Raw genomic sequence first — 938 nt, forward strand, 5'->3', positions numbered from 1 at the left:
CACGCCGACGACCCGCGCGCCGGCCGCCCGGCGGCGGTCGCCGCGGCCGCCGCCGCGCACCTGCTGCGCGACGAGGGCGACGGCGGCACCGCGCTGCTCGTGCTCGCCCGCGGCGCCGCGACCGCGCTCGACGAGGGACCCGGCCCGGCCGCGGTCGCGGACGCCCTCCCGACTCTGCTGCTCGCCTGCCACCTCGCCGGCCGGGAGGACCTCTGGCGCCCGTTCGACGACGCCCTCGCCCGGCTGGGGACCGACGTCCCGCCCGTGCTGGCCGTGGCCGCCCGCACGCTCGCGGACCCCGCCCGGGCCACCCGCGCCGACCTCGGCCGGCTCGACGACCTGGTCACCGCGGTGCAGACCGACGCCGACCCGGTGTCGGTCGTCCGGGTCGCGGCCGCCGCCGCCCCCGCCGGCCGGCTCGCCGCCTGCCGCCCGGCCCTCCGGCGGCTCGCCGCCGGAGGCGGCGTCGACCGCGCCGCCGCCCTCGCCGCCCGGGTGCTGCTGGCGCAGGACGGGTTCGCCGCCGGCCGCTGGGACGAGGCCGGGCACACCGCCGCGGAGGCGGTCCGCGAGGCCGGGCGGCTCGGGTACCGGCTGCTCGCCCTGCCCTACGGCGACGTCCTGGCGCTGCTCGACGCCGCGCGCGGCGACGAGGAGGCCGTCCGGTCCCGCGCCGGTGACCTGGCCGCGGCCGCGGCCGCGCACGGGGCCGGGCTCGCCGTGCACCTGGCCGCCCACGCGCGGGGCCTGGCCGCCCTCGGCCGCGGCGACTACGACGACGCCGCCCGGCACCTCGCGGCGCTCGGCCCGACGGGCCGGCTCGCCCCGCACGCGCCGGTCGCGCTGTCCGCCGCGCTGGACGTGGTCGAGGCGGCGGTGCGGACCGGCAGGCGGGCCCAGGCCGCCGCCCTCGTCGCCGCCCTGCGGCGGGCGCCGAC

1 protein-coding gene is annotated in these 938 nt (G+C 84.1%); it reads left to right on the forward strand.

The features are described from left to right. On the forward strand, positions 1 to 938 hold a 938-nt coding region (locus ACFO3M_RS22680), incomplete at both ends, for a hypothetical protein (protein ID WP_387994498.1).

The sequence above is a fragment of the Geodermatophilus arenarius genome (assembly GCF_042654585.1).
GTDB classification, from domain to species: Bacteria; Actinomycetota; Actinomycetes; order Mycobacteriales; family Geodermatophilaceae; genus Geodermatophilus; species Geodermatophilus arenarius.